Origin of the sequence: Sphingobacterium sp. UME9 (assembly GCF_014170215.1) — a bacterium.
Lineage (GTDB): Bacteria > Bacteroidota > Bacteroidia > Sphingobacteriales > Sphingobacteriaceae > Sphingobacterium > Sphingobacterium paramultivorum.
This window is the reverse complement of record NZ_LZZP01000013.1, coordinates 1,703,717-1,720,899: the sequence shown is the minus strand read 5'-3', so window position 1 is coordinate 1,720,899 and position 17,183 is coordinate 1,703,717. Positions and strand designations below refer to the sequence as shown.

The 17,183-nt window shown below is 38.8% G+C and carries 17 protein-coding genes; 9 read left to right on the top strand and 8 right to left on the bottom strand.

Translation table 11 applies throughout. The annotated features are described in order from the left end of the window. The first annotated feature begins 37 nt into the window (after window positions 1–37). Complete coding sequence (locus tag A9970_RS28815) at window positions 38–193, top strand: hypothetical protein (RefSeq protein WP_259655484.1); 156 nt, start codon at window positions 38–40, stop codon at window positions 191–193. Window positions 194–226: 33 nt separating this feature from the next. Here the strand turns inward: A9970_RS28815 and A9970_RS26385 are convergent, their stop codons facing one another. Further along, entirely contained in the window at window positions 227–1,093 is an 867-nt protein-coding gene (locus tag A9970_RS26385) for an aminotransferase class IV (RefSeq protein ID WP_182984237.1), read from the bottom strand. Between the two features lie 19 nt (window positions 1,094–1,112). Next, the gene (locus tag A9970_RS26380) at window positions 1,113–2,159 is read right to left on the bottom strand and encodes an RluA family pseudouridine synthase (RefSeq protein WP_120334735.1); all 1,047 of its coding nucleotides are present in this window, start codon (window positions 2,157–2,159) and stop codon (window positions 1,113–1,115) included. Window positions 2,160–2,177: 18 nt separating this feature from the next. On the opposite strand from A9970_RS26380, the gene A9970_RS26375 reads away from it, so the two are divergent. From A9970_RS26375 to A9970_RS26345, 7 genes are all read left to right on the top strand, one after another. Then, window positions 2,178–3,125 (top strand): 1-aminocyclopropane-1-carboxylate deaminase/D-cysteine desulfhydrase, encoded by a 948-nt coding sequence (locus tag A9970_RS26375; RefSeq protein ID WP_259655483.1) that lies wholly within the window; start codon window positions 2,178–2,180, stop codon window positions 3,123–3,125. A 188-nt stretch (window positions 3,126–3,313) separates the two neighbouring features. Beyond that, a complete protein-coding gene (locus tag A9970_RS26370) occupies window positions 3,314–3,877 on the top strand; it encodes an NADPH-dependent FMN reductase (protein WP_182984236.1) in 564 nt (187 codons plus the stop codon). Between the two features lie 78 nt (window positions 3,878–3,955). Next, window positions 3,956–4,534 carry a DJ-1/PfpI family protein gene (locus tag A9970_RS26365; RefSeq protein WP_182984235.1) on the top strand — a complete coding sequence of 193 codons (579 nt, stop codon included), beginning with the start codon at window positions 3,956–3,958 and terminating at the stop codon, window positions 4,532–4,534. Window positions 4,535–4,543: 9 nt separating this feature from the next. Beyond that, window positions 4,544–4,921 carry a hypothetical protein gene (locus A9970_RS26360; protein ID WP_075991931.1) on the top strand — a complete coding sequence of 126 codons (378 nt, stop codon included), beginning with the start codon at window positions 4,544–4,546 and terminating at the stop codon, window positions 4,919–4,921. A 247-nt stretch (window positions 4,922–5,168) separates the two neighbouring features. Continuing rightward, complete coding sequence (gene ppk1 / locus A9970_RS26355) at window positions 5,169–7,238, top strand: polyphosphate kinase 1 (RefSeq protein ID WP_182984234.1); 2,070 nt, start codon at window positions 5,169–5,171, stop codon at window positions 7,236–7,238. A gap of 124 nt (window positions 7,239–7,362) precedes the next feature. Continuing rightward, entirely contained in the window at window positions 7,363–8,043 is a 681-nt protein-coding gene (locus A9970_RS26350; RefSeq protein ID WP_182984233.1) for a M15 family metallopeptidase, read from the top strand. A 2-nt stretch (window positions 8,044–8,045) separates the two neighbouring features. Next, entirely contained in the window at window positions 8,046–8,936 is an 891-nt protein-coding gene (locus A9970_RS26345) for a helix-turn-helix domain-containing protein (RefSeq protein ID WP_182984232.1), read from the top strand. On the opposite strand, the gene A9970_RS26340 is transcribed toward A9970_RS26345, so the two are convergent. The 6 genes from A9970_RS26340 to A9970_RS26315 all read right to left on the bottom strand — a co-directional run bounded on the left by A9970_RS26340 (window position 8,919) and on the right by A9970_RS26315 (window position 14,660). Continuing rightward, complete coding sequence (locus A9970_RS26340; protein WP_182984231.1) at window positions 8,919–9,626, bottom strand: HAD family hydrolase; 708 nt, start codon at window positions 9,624–9,626, stop codon at window positions 8,919–8,921. The two genes, A9970_RS26345 and A9970_RS26340, sit on opposite strands and share 18 nt — an antisense overlap. A 1-nt stretch (window position 9,627) precedes the next feature. Next, complete coding sequence (locus tag A9970_RS26335) at window positions 9,628–10,617, bottom strand: lysylphosphatidylglycerol synthase transmembrane domain-containing protein (protein ID WP_182984230.1); 990 nt, start codon at window positions 10,615–10,617, stop codon at window positions 9,628–9,630. After that, the gene (locus A9970_RS26330) at window positions 10,610–11,560 is read right to left on the bottom strand and encodes a CDP-alcohol phosphatidyltransferase family protein (RefSeq protein WP_153847407.1); all 951 of its coding nucleotides are present in this window, start codon (window positions 11,558–11,560) and stop codon (window positions 10,610–10,612) included. Before A9970_RS26330 ends, A9970_RS26335 begins: the two co-directional genes overlap by 8 nt. Next, window positions 11,541–12,425 (bottom strand): hypothetical protein, encoded by an 885-nt coding sequence (locus A9970_RS26325; protein ID WP_227550282.1) that lies wholly within the window; start codon window positions 12,423–12,425, stop codon window positions 11,541–11,543. Before A9970_RS26325 ends, A9970_RS26330 begins: the two co-directional genes overlap by 20 nt. A 13-nt stretch (window positions 12,426–12,438) precedes the next feature. After that, the gene (locus A9970_RS26320; protein ID WP_075991924.1) at window positions 12,439–13,149 is read right to left on the bottom strand and encodes a sugar phosphate nucleotidyltransferase; all 711 of its coding nucleotides are present in this window, start codon (window positions 13,147–13,149) and stop codon (window positions 12,439–12,441) included. A 182-nt stretch (window positions 13,150–13,331) separates the two neighbouring features. Further along, entirely contained in the window at window positions 13,332–14,660 is a 1,329-nt protein-coding gene (locus A9970_RS26315) for an inositol-3-phosphate synthase (protein WP_182984229.1), read from the bottom strand. 637 nt (window positions 14,661–15,297) lie between these two features. Between A9970_RS26315 and A9970_RS26310 the strand changes: the two genes are divergently transcribed. Continuing rightward, entirely contained in the window at window positions 15,298–17,157 is a 1,860-nt protein-coding gene (locus A9970_RS26310) for a CocE/NonD family hydrolase (RefSeq protein WP_182984228.1), read from the top strand. Window positions 17,158–17,183: the final 26 nt, after the last annotated feature.

The following is a 17,183-nucleotide window of genomic DNA, read 5'->3' as shown; positions in this document are numbered from 1 at the left end:
TTTACGTCAATCACTGGTCTTCGTCAATATCTTAACCATGCAGCAACCCGAAGCTTATTTGGGCAATATAACAACATGTATTGGTCCCAGTGGGGCTATTGAATCACAAAAAACCAAAGATTTTCTACGCAGCTTTAAAAATGCCGTTGAGCAATGGGCTGAGCGAATTATACATACAAAAGGTCAGGATTAAATCCTGACCTTTTGTATGTATATTCAAATTATTCTAGTCCTGTTCATCACTGACGTCATAATTCCAATGTTGTAATTTTTCCTGCAAGATCCGCGATATCTTATTGAAATAGCGCTTTTGCTTATAGCCCATTACCCATTGTACGCCCTGTACAGCATTGGTACAGAAAATCTCATCCGCCCGTTTCATGATTTCGGGGCTTATCTGTGCCTCAACCACCTCTATACCTTCATCCTGTGCCATGTCCATGACTACCCGGCGCATTACTCCTTCAATACATCCTTCGGATAACGCTGGTGTATAAAGTACCTTTTCATAATAGACAAAGATATTTGAAATCAAGGATTCACATAGATAACCTTCCTGATTTAGAATCAATACATCATCAAAAGCCATTTTCCTTTTATAGATGCCAGCCAACACGTAAATCTGCGCATTTAAAGATTTAATCTTTGAAAGATCGCTATACGGTTTTTTGAATTCATTGTAAAGTCCTACAATCAAACCGACCTTCTTGTCGCGAAGATTAGGTTCTATGCGCTGCACCTGCAAAACAAAACCAGGTTTATTACTCGTTGGACTATACAATCCGCCTCCAGATCTAAACACGATCAATCGGATACGAACCTGCTGCCCCAACATGTTGTTTTTACGGATTAATTCTTCGGATCTCGAACGAATAAAAAATTCATCGAATAGATTCGCATCATCCAAATGAATCAACTCCATTCCTTTCTGTAAACGCTCGACATGAAAATTTAGAAAGCGGATATCACCATCCTTATACAGCATCGTTTCGAATAATCCATCCCCATAACGGAAACCTCTATTCTCAATGCTAAATATTTCCTGATCTTCCGGCACTACACTTCCATTGAAATTGATATAGTTTGTTGGCATCTTAATTTTGTTCTAAATTTTAATCATTTTCTATAGCCATCGAATTTGCCGCATATCCGCGCCACTTTTCTAAAGCTAAACGAAAATCTTCCGGAAATGGTACCTCAAAATACATATTTTCTTTTGTAGAAGGATGGATAAATCCCAATACTTGTGCATGAAGTGCTTGTCGCGGCAGTAATGAAAAACAGTTATCCACAAACTGCTTGTACTTTGAAAATACGGTACCTTTTAAAATCTTATCTCCACCATACATTGCATCATTAAATAACGGATGACCAATAGATTGCATATGCGTACGAATTTGGTGTGTACGCCCTGTTTCTAACTGACATTCAATTAAAGTAACATAGCCCAGTCGCTCCAAAACTCTGTAATGTGTCACTGACCAACGCCCTTTATCTTCGCTATCATACATGGCCATAATGCGTCTGTCTTTTAGATGACGTCCAATATAACCTGTAATTGTTCCATCCTCTTTTAAATCACCCCAAACTAATGCAATATATTTACGGGTAATGCTGTGATCGAAAAACTGTTTTGCCAAAAAGGCCATTGATTTTTCATTTTTAGCAATAACCAATAGTCCGGAAGTGTCTTTATCGATTCGATGCACCAACCCCGGGCGATCGGAGTTTCCTGGAAGCTGTGGCAGCTGCTGTATATGATACGTTAATGCATTTACCAAGGTTCCCGTATAATTATTATATCCTGGATGCACAACCATTCCCGCCTCTTTATTCACAATCAGCACGTCGTCATCCTCGTATTTGATATCCAATGGAATGTTTTCTGGATAAACTTCGTTATCCCGTGGTGGATCAGGTAGCACCAATGTAATCACATCATCAGGTCTAACCTTATAGCTCGCCTTGATCTCCTTACCGTTAACCATGACAGAACCTGCTTCAATAGCATGCTGAATTTTGCTCCGCGTCGCATTTTCAACCCTGTTCATCAGGTATTTGTCAATGCGGAGTAATGCTTGTCCCTTATCCACCTCAATACGTAGATGCTCAAATAATTCTTGTTCTTCCTGATCTTGCGATCCTATTTGTTCTGTCATGCTACAAAAATAAACCAAATGAAACAATTTTCGTTAAATTTGTTTTCATTTAATGTTATGTTGCCCTTCAAAATCCATAGCCCCGAAACTGAATTGTGCCTCCCAGGCTGGGAGAAGAAGCATATTAAAGTAACACTTAAGCGCGATGACCTCATACATCCGTTTATTTCAGGCAATAAATGGCGAAAATTAAAATATAATCTGGAAGAAGCCCTGCAGCTTCAGAAAAATCATCTTGTTACATTTGGTGGCGCATGGAGCAACCATCTTTTAGCTACCGCTTGTGCCGGAGCTACCTTTAAGTTTAAAACAACCGCTTTTGTTCGAGGTGAAGAAGGGGTTAACAACCCTGTTTTAGCGATGTGTCGTCTTTTTGGGATGCAGCTCATTTACGTCGACCGCGAATCTTACCGGCATAAAGAAAATTTATACAACACCTATTTTGGTCAGGATCCAACGACATTCTATATACACGAGGGTGGGTACGGCATACTAGGAGCAAAAGGTTGCTCTGAACTCGTTGATGAACTCCAACATGAATACCAGCATATTTTTACCGCCTGCGGCACAGGAACAACATTAGCTGGAATAGCCAATGCGATAGAAAAACGAGATCTATTTACCCGCGTACACGGCATACCTGTTTTAAAAAATGGGGGCTTTATTCAGGAGGAAGTCGATCAACTTTACCCCAACATCAGCCCTCCTATTTTACATCTTGATTATCATTTTGGTGGTTATGCAAAATCAAATACCGACTTGCTCGCCTTTGTGCAGCATTTTATAGCTGCGACAGGAATCATGATCGAACCTACCTATACCGGCAAATTACTTTATGCCGTAGATGATCTGATCAAAAAGGACTACTTTACCCCCACAGATCAGGTACTCGTTATTCATACTGGCGGACTTACAGGCCTGCTTGGTATGTACGAACGTTTTAATTTTATTGATCTACATCAATAAATACGCTAGAACGCTGTACAGAGACATTTGATTGACATTTATTCAGCAATTATATCGTAAGTTTGACCAGATTTTAAAATAAAACATAGCGAAAACATGCGAAAATCATGATTTTCTAAAGGTAAAAACGAGGTCAGTATGGGGTAGTTTTGCCCCTATTCAACACCTCATAAATTAATGATATAAAGATGAAAATATTAGCATTTGCAGGAACAAGCAACAAAAATTCAATCAACAAAACATTCGTCACAAGTACTTCCAAATACTATAAAGAAGCAGACGATATCATCGAATTGCTAGACTTAAACCATTTTGAAATGCCTATCTATTCTTACGACAAAGAAGTTGAGTTGGGCATTCCACAATTGGCGCATGACTTTGCTGCTAAAATGGATGCAGCAGATTTCCTTTTGATTTCTTTGGCCGAACACAATGGGTCATATACTACAGCTTACAAAAATATTGTTGACTGGGTTTCGCGTATTCCTAACCGCAAATTATTCAATGGCAAGCCTGTTTTCTTATTGGCTACCGCACCTGGTCCGATGGGAGGTGCCACGGTATTGAACACTGCTATAAACCGAATCACTTGGGATGGCGCCGATATATTAGACTCCTTCTCTCTTCCTGAATTCCACAAAAACTTTGAAGAAGGTAAAGGTATTATCGATCCCACTTTAAGAAGTCAATTAGAAGCTAAAGTACGTAAAACAAAACGTGCACTTGCCGAAAAATTAGCCGTGCAAGGTTAACAAAAGATTAACAAATAATCGTTGCGAATACCTCTTTTAATATGTAAATTGAAAACCTATTAAAAGAGGTTTTTTGATATGGCAAAAAAAATATTACTACTTGTAGGAGACTTTGTAGAAGATTACGAAGCAATGGTTCCATTTCAAGCAATGGGTTCAATAGGAATAACGGTAGATGCAATTGCTCCGGACCGCAAAAGCGGAGATGTAGTTCCCACAGCAGTGCATGATTTCACTGGTGATCAGACTTATAAAGAACTGCGCGGGCACAATTTCGCAATCAATAAAGATTTCGACCAGGTCAATGTCGAAGATTATGACGGTTTATATATTGCTGGAGGACGATCGGCAGAATATATTCGACTCAACAAACGTGTTTTGGAGATTACGAGACACTTCTTTGAGCACAATAAACCTGTGGCAGCAATATGTCATGGCATCCAAGTGTTGACAGCTGCAAAAGTACTCGCAGGTCGCACTTTGACAGCTTATGTTGCTGTGGGTCCCGACATTGAACTAGCGGGCGGCACATGGAAAAATATCCCAGCGGATCAAGCGGTGGTAGACGGCAATTTGGTCACCTCTCCTGCTTGGCCAGGACACCAGGCAATTTTAAAAGAGTTTTACAAATTATTAGGTATAACAATTACAATTTAAGTATTTTTAATGAAGAAGAATAAAAGGCTATGGCTTTTGGTCATACCGATTTTAGTGCTGTTGGGTTTTATTTTAAAAGATAGCTTCAATCAGAAAAGTATTGAAGATCTACCGGGAGGTTTTAAGGAAGTCGCTTTCGTCAGAAATGAACAAAATAAAGGTGGTATCATACGCATTTATGCCGTTACTGTAGGCGACCTGTTGAATGCGGATTATTCTGCCTGTCTTGACTTAATGCCTGTTAATGATTACGGAAGTACAACAACCGTGTATTTCTTCGATCGAAGTGCTCCTTATCCGACAAGCTTGTCAATTGACACGCCACATTTTGACACGACGAAATACAAAGCGATTCAAATTTCCAAAAAATACGGAAAGAAGAAATAGACGAAACCAAACATAATGACATATCCCTCAAAGTCTGAATAGACCTTTGGGGGATTTTTTTTACCATGCAGTGCAACACCTTGTAGCGGTTATTTCCAGGAAAGAAGAGCAGTGTCAAAAATGCACCTTTAAAACGACGGTCTACACACATGAACAAAAAATAACTTAATAATTCTTTAACACAAAAAAGTTCGATTATCCCCTGTAGAGCTATAGTTTTGCTTTTTAAATTTACGTATATTTAGCTATGGCGAAAAAATTTATTCCTAGAGACGTTAGTTGGTTGAGCTTTAATGGCAGAGTACTTCAGGAAGCTGCGGACGAGACGGTCCCTTTACCCTTAAGAATCAAATTTTTAGGTATATTTTCCAATAACCTCGATGAATTTTTCCGTGTGCGTGTTGCAGGTCTAAAACGGGCTATAGACCTGAAAGACAAAAGTGCCAACCAATCCTTCTATGAAGATCCACAGCTCATATTGGAAGAGCTCAATATCCGGGTAATCAAGCAGCAAAAGAAATTTGACAGTACGTGGAATCGTATCCAAAAAGATATGGCCAAACAGAATGTCTATATTAAGACCAGTGAGGAACTGAACCCCGAACAACAAAAGTTTGTGAGCGATTATTATCAGGATGAGGTGGAATCGAACGTCATTCCTTTGATATTGGACGATGTACGACCTATGCCCTATATTCGGGATAAGAGCCTTTACTTGGGTATTGCGATGGGAAAACAGGAATGGCAGTATGAAACCAAATTTGCGCTCATCGAAATCCCTACCAGTCAAAATGGACGCTTCGTACAATTACCTTCGCCAAAAGATGAAAAGCATATTATACTTTTGGAGGACGTTATCAAGTTTAATCTTCCATTAATATTTTCCTATTTCGGTTTTGATGTATTCAATGCACATGTCTTTAAAGTAACAAAAGACGCCGAATTTGACATTGACAATGATATCAACACGACGCTGGTTGAGAAGATAAGCAAAGGGGTAAAAAACAGAAGAAAAGGTAAACCTACCCGGTTTATTTTCGATCAAGAGATGGACCATAAATTGGTAGAATTCCTGATCAAGAAACTTAACCTTTCAAAAAAAGACAGCATCATTCCAGGACAAAAAATACATAACTTCAAACACTTCATGGATTTTCCCAATGTGTTTAAATCCTACAATCAGCCCTTGGAACGAACGTCCTTTCCACATCCTTATTTCCAAAACTACGAACGTGTAACGGATACCATATTAAAAAAAGATGTACTGCTCTCCTTTCCATATCATGAGTTTAGACCGATCATCGATTTACTTCGGGAAGCAGCAATGGATCCCGATGTAAAAACGATCCAGATTACGGCATACCGCTTAGCCTCGAGTTCAAAAATTGCAAATGCCTTGATTAACGCAGCCCGCAATGGAAAGGAAGTCACTGTGATGCTTGAACTTCGTGCAAGATTTGATGAAGAAAACAATTTGGACTGGAAAGAGAAACTTGAACTGGAAGGCATTAAAGTACTGACCGGTATTCCAAATAAAAAGATCCATGCAAAACTATGTGTGATAAAAAAACGTATTGGGATGAAAACGATCCAATATGGTTTTGTCAGCACAGGAAATATCAACGAAAAAACGGCGAAATTATACGGAGACTATTGCCTCTTAACGAGTAATAGGGATGTTATTGCCGATATAAATAAGGTTTTCAATTACCTGAGACGTCCCAAATCAAATCCGGCTGAAATTATCAAAAATTGCAAAAGTCTTTTGATATGCCCAACGGATATGCGTAGAGAACTTCTACACTATATCGACCAGGAAATTACCGAAGCAAAGGCTGGCCGAAAAGCATACATCATTGTCAAGGTAAATTCACTCAGCGATAAAGAAATGATTAAAAAGCTCTATGACGCAGCTACAGCTGGTGTCAAAATAGATCTTATTATCCGGGGAATCTACTGCGCAACAAATCAAAAAACGTTTAAATTGCAAATGAATGCCATTTCAATCGTGGATGAATATTTGGAGCATGCACGTGTGATGTATTTTTATAATGCTGGCCGAGAGCTGCTATTTATTTCCTCTGCGGACTGGATGACAAGAAACTTGGATCATCGTATTGAAGCAGCAGTAAAAATAACAAGCAAAAAAATCAAGGAGGATTTAAAAGAAATGCTTCAGATCCAGCTCAAAGATAATGTCAAAGCGCGGATACTCAATAATTCCCTGAGCAATCATTACGTCGAGAACAAAGAGGCACCATGTCGTTCACAGATAGAAATATACAATTACCTGAAAAAAAAATTAGCTGATCATTAGTGGACTGTCTATCAATAGGAGCGCAAATTGATCAATAAACCGAACTGGGTTTTATACCTATTGATGCAGACGAGAATCACCGTTTTTATTATATTAATTAAGACACAAGTTGTATCTTCATTCCATGAAATTCAACTTGTGTCTTACATTTGGCTTAAGCCTTTTCACACTTTGCCTCTCTGCGCAGGAAAAGGTCATGCCTTCAGATTTTGTATACGTCAAAGACATTATCCCCACGATAAGCTTAGAAATACGTTATTTCGGCAGCCACAACTTCACCGGAAGGCCGATTAAAGGTTATGAAAAACCAGTCGCTATTTTAACTAAACGCGCAGCGCTAGCACTGCAGCAGGTCGAGAACCATTTAAATAAAAAAGGTCTTGGCTTGAAAATATTCGACGCCTACCGCCCGCAGCGTGCTGTTGACAACTTTAAAACATGGTCCTTAAACACCAATGATACGATCGCAAAAAAAGAATTCTACCCGCTTATCAACAAGAAGAATTTGTTCAATCTAGGCTTTATTGCCTCCAAATCGGGCCACAGCCGGGGCAGTACAGTAGATCTAACGCTCATTAGCTTAAAAGATCAAAAAGAGATTGATATGGGTGGACCTTTCGATTTTTTCGGAGCAATCTCACATCATCAGTACGCGAATCTGACAACCCAACAGAAGGAGAACCGAAAGATCTTAAAAGAAGCGATGGCTAAATTTGGCTTCAAAGCTTATGATAAAGAATGGTGGCATTACACCTTGCAAGATGAACCCTATCGTAAAACCTATTTTGATTTTATCGTAAAATAAACATGTCTGTAAAGGAAACTTCCATCGAACACAAGGGCTTTTATGTTTTTCATTTTAAAGGCAACAAATCAAAACCCGTCTTTAGTTCCGAGCAACAGCACATTTTATCAAAAGGTGAGCTCTATTCACTCTGTTTAATAAAAAAAGGTGAAACTTCCTTCATCATTAATAATGAACGGGTACAAGTTGCTCAAAATCACCTATTGTTAACCAATCCTTCTTCGCGAGTTAATGGCTCTTCGGTCGTCAAATCTTGGGATTGTGAGGTATATTTGATTTTCTTTACGCTGGATTTTAGCTTCAAACTGGATTTCCAGGAGGATTTCTTCGAGGTCACCAAGAAGTCTCTTGCCTTAAACGACAGCTACATCTGGTCGCTATCGAACCAAGATTCAACGAACTTATCCAACTTATTTAAACAGTTTATTCATTACGATCGACAAGGGTCTAGCTATCTTTTCAAGAATCAGATTATAAAGTCATTAACGGAAATATTATTTTGTGAAATAGCCCGTCTAGGAAGCCAAAATATGCGAAATACACCAGCTATTCCCTCTCGGAAAAGAGAGATACTTGCCAATTTCCATTTGCTCCTAAAAAAGTCGTTTCATAAAGAACACATGGTGCAATTTTATGCAATGGAACTTGGTATCACAGCGAAACACCTATCCGTAATTACGAAGGAACTAACCGGAAAATCAGCAATAGAACTTATTCAGAACGTCTTAGTGGAGGAAGCAAAATCGTTACTTTGCCAGGGGCTTTCCATCGGAGAAATTGCGGTGAAATTGCATTTCTCGGATCAATCCTTTTTTGGTAAATTCTTTAAGCGAAATGTTGGAATCTCGCCTAAAGAATTTCGTCAGAATCTTTATTTAAACAAAGTCGATTAAATCAAAGATACTTGTAAATTGTTGGTCTGCAGCTGAAGTATCTTGCAATTTATCCTCGCCCCAAGTCTGCCCTTTCAACCATAAGGTTTGGCAGCCAACGGCTTTGGCAGGTACCATATCTTTACTATAGGAATCACCCACAACCAATACCTCTTGCGCAGGAAGACCTATTTTAGTCACACCTAAAGCATAGATTGCAGAGTCAGGTTTGCGTACACCGACGACAGCAGACTCCACAACAGACTGAAAATAAGGCAGGATACCAAAATCGTCAAGTACTGATTTTAAATTACCATAAAAATTGGACACCATGACAATTGGATATTTTGCATGAAGTGAATTTAACAGTGGTTTTACCTGCTCAACTGTATTCTTTGCCAGCGAATAACCGTCAAAGGCTATTTTACGAGCTAATGACCGATCTAGGTCGTACCCTGCAGCAATAAGATAATCAAATTGTACATTGAGCTTTGCTTCAAGCACTTCTAAAAAATTAAACTGCGGTTTAATGATAGGCTGTAAAGCCATCTGGCGTTCCGCGTAGGTATAGGCTTCCTGAAAAGCGTTCAAATTTACAGGAACCTGATATTTTTCATAACCCGACCAGATAACAGCTCCCCAGTGGCCCCCGTTAGTGTCTAAGGTTCCACCATAATCAAAAATAATCCCTTTAATATTAAACTTATTCATGTTATTTCTTTTTTACTAAACTCATCCAACCCAAACCGATCATAATCCAGACAATTTCCCTAATTCGTGTCACAACCCCCATAAAAATACCGACTTTCGCAGGCAATCCTATACTCATCACAGCCATTGCTAACCCACCTTCCCGCGTTCCCAATTGCATTGGAAAGAAAAAAACAAGATTGGCAAATAAGGAAGATCCGGAGCTAATGATCATAGCATCAATAAAATCAATATTGATATCTAAGGCTAAACCAATAAAATAAATCTCAAAACAGCCCACAACACGTGCTACAAATTCCCAAAAAAGGGCCGTATAGAAACGATCGCGACGATTTTGAAAGAGGTTTTTCACCTGCTGATCGACGTCATTTAACGTTTCATACTTCGTCTCCAATAAATGACCAACTTTCTTGCCTACCAAAGGTAGTTTAGACAAAGCCGTCAATAGTGAAACTGTAATTCCCTTCTTATAAAATTTAGTAAATAGCCAAGTACAAATGATAGCCATCACAAAAATCACAGCACAGGCCACATCAACCATTGTACTTGCCGGAACAAACCAAAGAATTAGAAAAACAGAAGCGACCCAGAATAAAATATGCGACAAGATGTGCATGACACCGTATAACAGCACGGAAGAACCTGCCTTTGAACCACCGACATAGTTTTTAAGCTCCATAATACGATAAGGCTCGCCACCTAACGCAACAAATGGCGTTATATAATTAATGGCATACCCCGATATAGTCAATTGTAAGACCTTCCAAAAGGGTACATCCGTCTGTGGCAATTCGGGTTCCTGAATAATTGCCTTAAATGCCATTGCGTTCATCCAGTAGAGTATTGCCCAGCTACCGAGTACAGGCAAAAACCACCAGCCAATTTTTTCGAGGTTGTTCCAAATCTCATCGATTCCCATTGCATGAATCATATAGGCCAGTGTACCTATACCGATTAGCATAAAGAGTACTTTATAGATCTTACTACCCATAGGTTGGATCATTTGTTAATTTATCAACAAAATAACCACTTACTTTTTCTTGTCGGTTACACATGTATATCAATATCGGATTTAGGACAAACATGTCAAAGAAAAAGTAAATCCAAGGCTGACCGATAAACAACCAGACAAATAGGAAAATCACCCTTGTATTGAACTGTACAATATTTGTATACTTCATCAACGGTTTATTTTGAATTCTAAAGTCGACCATCAATTGTTTTGGCAATTCATCTTTATAACGACTCTTCACAATATGCAACAGCTTTTGCAGTTTTGGAGAAAGCTTTTCCTGGTTACGTGTATAGCCCATGTAGCCATTCAACACAAATTTGCTGAAAAAATTCTTGCGCCAAGACAACGCATCATAGTCAACTTTCAAATCACGTGTATTGTCCAGCTCACTTCCAGCTTTACCTTTTATAAAATACAAATGCACATTACGATAATAATCAGCCATTGCCGACTGAAGCATATGCGATACACCTGCAAGTACACAGAATACCCATAGCCATTGTGGCCATCCTTCATTAATACTACGTAAACAGATCGCAATATGAATAGAAGCAAACCAAAAATCTCCAGCAAACCCATCCAAGATACGACCAAAGCGACTTTTGTTGTCTGTCATTCTTGCCAGTTGTCCATCGGCACTATCTAAAGAATTGGCAAAAACCAATAAAAGCATGCCAATCACATTAATCCATAATGCAGGGTAATAGAATAAAATACCCGCCGCAACGCCAAAGAAAATACTGATAATTGTCACAGCGTTGGGTGTAATACCGATTTTGGCACAGACTTGCGCGATGCGATAACCTATAGGTCGATAAAACCAAATATCAATTCGCTCTTCTGTATCATTAGATTTTAAAGATTGTTCGAATGCACTCAAATTATCTTCTTCGATTACATTAACTTGTTCTTTCTGCATTGTGGTTCTTTTCAGTAAATTTATGGTAAACCATTTGAGCAATGGCCTCTGCAGCCTCTGCCCGACATGGCGCAAAACTTGGCCAGTCGTTTAAGTCAATAATATGGAAGTCTCCATTTGCATCAATAATCACATCGCCGCCATAGATATGTACATCCAGGACTTCCGCAGCACGATTGGCAACTTCTTTTAGATTGTCGAGATCAAAAGGAAAATGTACTACCTCGTCATTAATTTGTTCATACAAATCATATTTGTGATGATTGTGTTCGTATGGGTAGAAATAAAAGAAGAAATCCGTTCCCCGCACTGCATAAAACTTGAGTAAGTCTCCGGCAAGATGTTCAGAAATCACAGCCTCTTTAATTCCACGAAGTGCATATTCATTCAAGATATGTTGCGCTTCTTTCAGACTAGCAGCAAAGGTAACATCTTCCTTATGAATCGCATGAAAATCGCCACGCTTGATCCATACACCCTTTCCTTTCAGTTTTTCGAAAATAGATTGAATATCTGCAACGGTAGAGATCACGATACTCTTCGGATAAGGAACTCCACCTTCTAAAAGCTTAAGGGTCATGTTTTTCCGAAAGCAATTTTCAATTCCAAATCCTGAATTCAAAACATTGATCCCATTATTTTGAAGAGATTGCAACTTTTTAACTAAAGTCTTTGTTCTCCCCATAGTCAGAATATTATCCTGCTTCACGGATGGTGAAGACAAAAATTCATCTTCATTACAAACCTCCACCGAAGCACCTTTTTCAGTCAGTTTTAAAACTACTTCATTAAATATAGCGGCATCATTCCCCACATGGTTGGGTGAAAAGCGATTTTTTCGAGTTACGCCTAAAATAGAAATCATATCGCTCATTTTACTAACTAACCTCCTCACTCAAAAATTGTTCTGCGACGACACGATCTTTTAAATGATCAATATCGACCACCTTGTCAAATACAAATGCTTCTACTTGTAAATCGTTTTCCAATAAAGCACGCTGAAAATTACGCATTCTGGAATTACCTGCTTCAACGGAGCTTAATGCACAATTCATAGCTGCTTTTCGGAAGCAATAAATTCCGCCAGAAACATACTTCGTTTCTGCGGTCGCTGTATCCAAAAAAGCTTCCACCCGAAGCTGCGAATTTGTGTTCACATAGAGCGGACTCTCATCGTCGACAAAAGGCGTGACGGCCATAAAAGCATCTGCATGTTGATGTTGCTGAAATGCTTCCAAATAGGCATGAAATTCATGTGGTCTAAAAACCGTATCTGTTGTTGTCAGACAACAGGACGACCAATCGGGGTTATTTTTGACAAGCAAGGCAAAACTATGCAATGAACTTGCAGTATCTTCCTCTATTAGCACAATAGGTAATTCGAACGTTGTTTTTTCCAAAAACAATTTCAGCTCCGGAGATTGTTTATTGATGATAACATGAACTCTTTGCGCCCCTTCTTTAACAAACACGCGAATCAATCGCTCAATTAATGGAACTCCATGTAATGGTAGCAAGGGTTTCGGTAAATTAAATCCCTCTTTTCGCAATCGAGAACCTTCTCCCGCCGCTATAATTGCAAATTCCATTTCTTTTAATTGCAAAATAAAATCATTTATAAAAAAGCAAAACCCCCGTCACTATCTCAGCGTTCGTAAGCGCAAAAGTCTACAGAGGGTTATATCACAAATCTTCAATATCGTAAAGATTTTGAAGAAAAAGGGGAAAAACTGTTTTTAAACAATTGTTTCCCCTCTCTTATTAAGGTAGTTTATTGAATACTATCTACTAGCTCCTGGTAATAATCCAATCCCAAATGTGTGATTAAATCTTCACCCATAATGTGGCGCAATGTATTTTGCAATTTCATCAATTGTTTGAAGATATCGTGTTCAGGAGGTAATCCCGGAGCTGTTTGAGGAGATTTCAAGTAAAATGATAACCACTCTTGAATACCCGACATACCCGCACGTTGAGCCAAATCAATAAACAAAGCCAAATCCAACGCAACTGGAGCTGCTAAAATTGAATCGCGACACAAGAAATTGATCTTAATCTGCATTTTGTAACCCAACCAACCGAAGATATCGATGTTATCCCAAGATTCTTTATTATCGCCATGTGGAGGATAATAGTTGATACGTACTTTATGGTAAAGATCACCGTATAACTCAGGGTTCTTTTTCGCATCCAGAATTTCTTCCAATACCGATAATTTAGAGACCTCTTTTGTTTTGAAATTTTCAGGATCATCTAATACTAATCCATCCCGGTTACCTAAGATATTCGTCGAAAACCAACCTTCAACACCCAAAGCTCTCGCTTGAAGACCAGGTGCCACAATTGTTTTCATCAATGTTTGACCTGTTTTAAAATCTTTACCTGCAATTGCCACACCGTTTTCATGCGCCAACTCAACAATAGCTGGAACGTCACATGTTAAATTTGGTGCACCATTTACATACGGAGCTCCCTCTTTTAATGCCGCATAACAATAGATCATACTTGGCGGAATACGTTGATCATCATTGTCTAATGCTTCCTCTAATTTAGCTAAAGTTGAAAAAGCTTCGTTTGTTTCAATATAACGCTCAGTAGATCCACACCATACCAATACAACACGGTCTAATCCGTTTTTCTCTTTAAATTCACGAATATCACGTTGCACTGCATCTGCCAATTCACGGCGAGTTTTTTCAGATTTGATGTGCGTTCCGTCCAAATTTTTCACAAAATTACGGTCAAACACAGCTTTCATTGGTTGGATTGCCTCCAATTCGGCCTTAACAGCATCCAATTGACCTTTCTCCAATACCTCTGCTTTTGATGCAGCCTCGTATACGTTATCCTCATATACGTCCCATCCACCAAAAACAACATCTTCCAATTTTGCTAAAGGGACGAAATCTTTAATTAATGGATTTCTGTTCTCAGTGCGTTTACCCAGACGGATTCTGCTCAATTGAGAAACAGATCCGATTGGTTTTGAAAAACCTTTGTTTATAGATGCCACACCAGCGATTAATGTTGTAGCCACAGCACCTAATCCCGGAATAAGAATACCCAATTTTCCATTGGCATCTTTCACTTGTTGTCCCATATTAATTCTATATACTTAAATTGTTATTTAATTGATGTATTATGATAAAATAATTCTTAAAATTAGCTTAAAAAAACATATTTCATACCACCCCCCACTTAATTTATAAAATCGTGACAAATACCAATACAAACCCCATTCGAAACCTAAAGAAATAATCTGAAAATGAATTATTATTTAGTGTTCTACTAATCCATCTGATTGAAATTTAACGTTTTTAGCTAAAGCTGTTAACCCAAAAAATAATTCTCCTTAATTTTACTCAATATATTAAGATTCGAAAACTAATCCAAATTCCATCCAAAAAAAGTTTTTCTTTCTTAAAAATTGGTCAATTTTTCTTTTTCTATTCGCTATAAATATGACAATAAAATTGGAAAATGGTTTTAGTAGCACTAACTTTAGCCTTAAATCTAAATATAGGCAATGGATCTATCGTTCAATTTATAAACCAACAGCTGTTGATCCGCTCATTGTAGCTGGAGAAATAGTCTGCCAAACGATAACGCGATGACAAATTTAACTGTATCGCATAGCGCCTAAGGTGCATAAGAGTATCCATAGCATTGCAAAAAATGAAACCAAGTGTAAAATTATAATTTACACCAAAGAATGTACTGAACAAATAATTATCTGAATGAAAAATACAATTTCGTGCCTAACTTTAGCGCTTTTAAGCGCAAGCCAGTTACATGCTCAAACAGCTGCCGACTCGGCTTATGTTAGAGATCATTATGAAAAGACCGAAGTAGCAATCCCCATGCGAGATGGGAAAAAATTATTTACTGCGATCTACAGTCCAAAAGACAAATCCAAGAAATATCCAGTTTTGCTCAATAGAACGCCCTACACGGTTTCTCCTTATGGGCAGAACGAATACAAAAAAAGTTTGGGAAACTTTCCCCAAATGATGCGTGAAGGCTATATTTTCGTTTACCAGGATGTCCGTGGCAAGTGGATGAGCGAAGGTGATTTTGAAGATATACGTCCGACCACGTACAGCAAAGATAAAAAAGCAATCGATGAAAGTACGGATACCTATGATGCGCTTGAATGGTTACAGAAAAATCTCAAAAACTATAATGGCAAAGCCGGGCTCTATGGGATTTCCTATCCAGGCTTCTATTCTACCGTCGGATTGGTCAAAACACACCCTAGCTTGAAGGCAGTCTCCCCACAGGCTCCCGTAACAGACTGGTATATCGGCGACGACTTCCACCATAATGGCGTATTGTTTCTTCAGGATGCATTTACATTCATGTCAACCTTTGGTGTCCCTCGTCCAAAACCCATCACACCGGATCAATTTAAGGGCAAAATTCAGATCAAAGAAGCCGATAAATATAACTTTTTTGCAGAAGCAGGAACAGCGCGGGAACTCAAAGAAAAATACTTTGGTGACTCCGTACAATTTTGGAATGACCTGTTTAAACATCCCGACTATGATGATTTTTGGAAATCGCGTGTGATCACCAATTCTTTACAGGAGGTAAAACCAGCTGTGATGGTGGTCGGTGGTTTCTTTGACGCGGAAGATGCTTATGGAACATTTAAGACCTACCAATCGATTGAGGATAAAAGCAAAAAAAACAACTCGATTTTAGTCGCGGGACCTTGGTATCATGGCGGCTGGGTTCGTGCAGAAGGAAACTATTTAGGTGATATCCAATTTGAGAAAAAAACCAGTATTACTTATCAGGAACAATTTGAACAACCGTTTTTCAAATATTACCTAAAAGATGAAGGAAACTTCGCCCCTTCCGAAGCCAACATTTTTGTCTCAGGAAGCAACGAATGGAAACATTTCGAACAGTGGCCACCAAAAAATGTAGAGACAAAAAAACTATACTTCCAACCGCAGGGGAAACTTGGATTTGACAAAGTTCAACGTACAGATTCCTGGGATGAATATGTAACAGACCCCAATAAACCTGTTCCGCATCAAGGTGGGTTAATTCAAAACCGAACACGGGAATATATGGTAGATGATCAACGTTTCGCAGCTAGTCGTCCTGATGTCATGGTTTATCAAACAGAACCGTTGACGGAGGACTTAACTATTGTAGGCCCAATCAAAAACTTCCTCAAAGTCTCTTCAACAGGAACAGACGCGGACTATGTTGTCAAACTGATTGATGTATACCCGAACGATGCTGCAAGTTATCAAGGAAAAACAATGGCTGGATATCAAATGATGGTACGTGGTGAGATCATGGCGGGGAAATACCGAAATGGTTTCGATAAAGCACAGGCCTTGACTCCAGGAATGGTCGAAAAGGTGAATTTTGAAATGCCAGACGTTGCGCATACCTTCAAAAAAGGACATCGCATTATGGTTCAGGTACAAAACTCATGGTTTCCGCTGGCAGAACGAAATCCACAGGTGTTTTTAGCACCTTATACAGCTACGAAAGCTGATTTCCGCAAAGCTACCCAACGTATTTTTCACGATGTGAACAATGCCACATACATCGAATTTTCTGTCCTCAAAGATTAGCAGGTAAATTCGAAAGCTAGCGCTTA